The 3205-nt window shown below is 72.0% G+C and carries 2 protein-coding genes and 1 pseudogene; all 3 read right to left on the bottom strand.

Translation table 11 applies throughout. The features are described 5' to 3' along the window. Positions 1-899, bottom strand: an 899-nt coding sequence (locus tag C665_RS18940) for a TolC family protein (protein WP_004327287.1), incomplete at its 3' end; no start/stop codon positions are given. Then, positions 896-2911 carry a MacB family efflux pump subunit gene (locus C665_RS18945; protein ID WP_004327290.1) on the bottom strand — a complete coding sequence of 672 codons (2016 nt, stop codon included), beginning with the start codon at positions 2909-2911 and terminating at the stop codon, positions 896-898. The genes C665_RS18945 and C665_RS18940, both read right to left, overlap by 4 nt. Beyond that, positions 2908-3205 (bottom strand): annotated as a pseudogene (locus tag C665_RS18950) (efflux RND transporter periplasmic adaptor subunit); the annotation flags it as partial. The pseudogene C665_RS18950 and the gene C665_RS18945, both read right to left, overlap by 4 nt.

The raw sequence follows: 3205 nt of genomic DNA on the forward strand, positions 1-3205 counted from the left end.
GCGGCGACGAGCCGGGCTTCGCTGGCGGCGAGGTCGGGGCGGCGCAGCAGCAGCTCGGACGGCAAGCCGGCGCCGACCGCGGGCACCTTCAGGGCCCCCAGGCGCTCGATGCCGCCAGCGCCGTCGGGGGTGGGTCCGGCCTGCGGGTTGCGGCCAAGCAGGATCGCGAGCGCGCTGCGCGTCTGGCGCAGTTGCACCTCGAGCGGCTCGATGGCCTTGCGCTGGTTGAGCACCGTGGTGCGCTGCTGACTCAGATCGAGCGCCGAGGCCGCACCGTTGTCGTAGCGCGCCTGCACCACGCGCAGCACGCGCTCGGCGGTGGCGAGGTTCCGGCGCGCGATGTCCAGGCGCTCCTGCAGCGCCAGGACCTGGAACCAGGTGGTGGCGACGCTGGCGCTGATCGACAGGCGGGCCGCGTCATAGTCGAAGCGGGTGGCCATGAGACCGGCGCGGCTGGCGTCGACGCCGGCGGCGATCCGGCCCCAGAGGTCGATCTCGTAGCTGGCGCCGAGGTCGATGCCGGTCGAGCTGGATTCATTGCTGTCGACATTGCGCGCGCTGCTCCCGCCGCTCACGTCAAGTGACGGCAATAGCGACGCCCCGGCCTGGCGCAGCGCAAGCTCGGCCTGGACCACGCGTTCGGCCTGGATGCGCAGGTCGGGGGTGGTGGCCAGCGCTTCGGTGACGAAGGCATCGAGCCGGGCCGAGCCGAAGTCCTGCCACCAGGTGTCATGCGGCGGTGTGGCGGGTTCTGCCGCCCGGGCGGGTTCCGCCCACTGCGCCGGCAGCGCTTGCTCGGGACGCACGACGGGCTCGGTGAGCGCGCAGCCGGCGGTCAGGGCGGCGAGCAGGGCAGGGAGCAGACGGGTGCGCAGGGGGAAACCGGATGGATGTGTCATTCGGAGGCGAGGGCGACGACGGGGTCGAGTCGGGCAGCCTTGCGCGCGGGCAGGTAGCCGAACACCAGCCCGGTGAGGAAGGCACAACTGAAGGCGAGCACGACCGGCGTCAGCGAGTACTGCACCGCGGTGCCGAAGGCCTCGATGATCGCGGCGGCGCCGAGCCCGGCCGCGACCCCGATCAGCCCGCCCACCGCCGACACCACCAGGGCCTCGATGAGGAACTGCTGCAGGATGTTGCGGGTGCGTGCACCGGTGGCCATGCGGATGCCGATCTCGCGGGTGCGCTCGGTCACCGACACCAGCATGATGTTCATCACGCCGATGCCGCCCACCAGCAGCGAGATCGCCGCCACCGTGCCGAGCAGCACGGTGAGCGTGTTCTGCGTCTCCGACACGGTATCGATCACCGAGGCCATGTTGCGAATCTGGAAGTCCTCCACGCCGTGGCGGGCGAGCAGCAGCGCGCTTACCGCGGCCTGGGTGTCGTCGATCTGCCCGACGTCCTCGACCGCCACGGTCACGTTGCGCAGGAAGCGCTGGCCGGTGATGCGCAGGCTCGCCGTGGTGTAGGGCATGAAGACGATGTCGTCCTGGTCCTGCCCCCAGGGCGTGGCGCCCTTGGGCGTCATCACGCCCATGACCTGGAAGGGGATGTTGTTGACCAGGATGAACTCGCCCACCGCGTCGCGCCCGGGGAACAGGGCGCGTGCCACCGTCTGGCCGAGCACGGCGACCGTGGCGTAGCGCGCCTCGTCCTCCGCGCTGAAGAAGGTGCCGCTCGCCGGTGCCCAGTTGCGCGCCACGACGTAGTCGGCCGAGGTGCCGTTGACGCTGCTGCGGTGGTCGATGTTGCCTGCGCGCAGGGTGATGGTGGCGCCCTGCTCGGGCACCGAGGCGAGCACGTTGGGCAGCTCGGCGATCGCGTGCACGTCCTCGATCACCAGGGTGGCGGGGGCGTCGCGTCCGCGCGTGTTGGGTGCGCCGGGGCGCACGGTGAGCAGGTTCGTGCCCATCGCGCTGACCTGGTCGATCACCTTCTGCTTGGCGCCGTCGCCGATCGCCAGCATGGCGATCACCGAGGCGACGCCGATGACGATGCCGAGCAGGGTCAGGACGGTGCGGAAGAGGTTGGCGCGCAGCGCGCGCAGCGCGGTGCGGGTGGCCTCCACCACGTCCGACAGCGGCGAGGTGCGATCGATGTGGGGGGCGAAGTCGGGCTCCGGCTCCTGCGGCGGGTGCGGCCCGGGGTCGGCGACGATGCGGCCGTCGCGGATCTCGATGATGCGCTGCGCCTGCTCGGCCACCTCGCGCTCGTGGGTGATCAGCACGATGGTGTGGCCGGCGGCGGAGAGCTCGGCGAGCAGCTTCATGACCTCGGCGCCGCTTCGGCTGTCGAGCGCGCCGGTGGGCTCGTCGGCGAAGATGATGCGGCCGCCGTTCATCAGCGCGCGCGCGATCGACACGCGCTGCTGCTGGCCGCCGGAGAGCTGGCCGGGGCGATGGTGGATGCGCTCGCCGAGCCCGAGGCGCGCCAGCAGCGCCTCGGCACGGGCATGGCGTTCCTCGCGTGGCATGCCGGAATACATCGCCGGCACCTCGACATTGTCGCGCGCGGAGGCGCCGCCGAGCAGGTTGTAGCTCTGGAAGACGAAGCCGAAGGCCTCGCGGCGCAGGCGCGCGAGCGCGTCGCGGTCCAGCGCCGCGACGTCCGTGCCCATGAAGCGGTAGGTGCCGCCGGTGGGGCGATCGAGGCAACCGAGGATGTTCATCAGCGTGGATTTGCCCGAACCCGAGGTGCCCATGATGGCGACGAACTCGCCAGGGTGGATGGTGAGATCGATGCCGTGCAGCACGCGGGTCTCGACCTCGCCATTGACGAAGCTGCGCGTGATGCCCGAGAGCTCGATCAGCGGTGTTGCGGTCGTGGGCGGGGCGGCGGGCCGCGTGGCCGCTGCGCGCGCGCTGGCGGACGAGGTCGCGTCCTCGTCGGGAAGGCGTTCGATCTTCATAGCCGCGGCGTCATCTGCGGGCGACCGGCGCCGTTTCCGACCACCAGCCCGGAGACGACGCGTTCGCCCTCGGCCAGCCCGGACAGCACCTGTGCCTGCACGCGGTTGGAGACGCCGAGTTCGACCTTGCGTTCTTCCAGCGCGCCGCGTGCATCGGCGACCCGCACCGTACCCTGGCGCGGTCCGGCGCCGGAGGTGCCCGACGCTGCGCCGCGCCCCTGGCTCATCATGCCGCGCCCCGAGCCCATGCCATGGCCTGCGGGCGCCCCGGCGCCGGGCGGGGCTGCGGGGGCG

This window comes from Thauera aminoaromatica S2, from assembly GCF_000310185.1.
Taxonomy (GTDB): Bacteria; Pseudomonadota; Gammaproteobacteria; order Burkholderiales; family Rhodocyclaceae; genus Thauera; species Thauera aminoaromatica.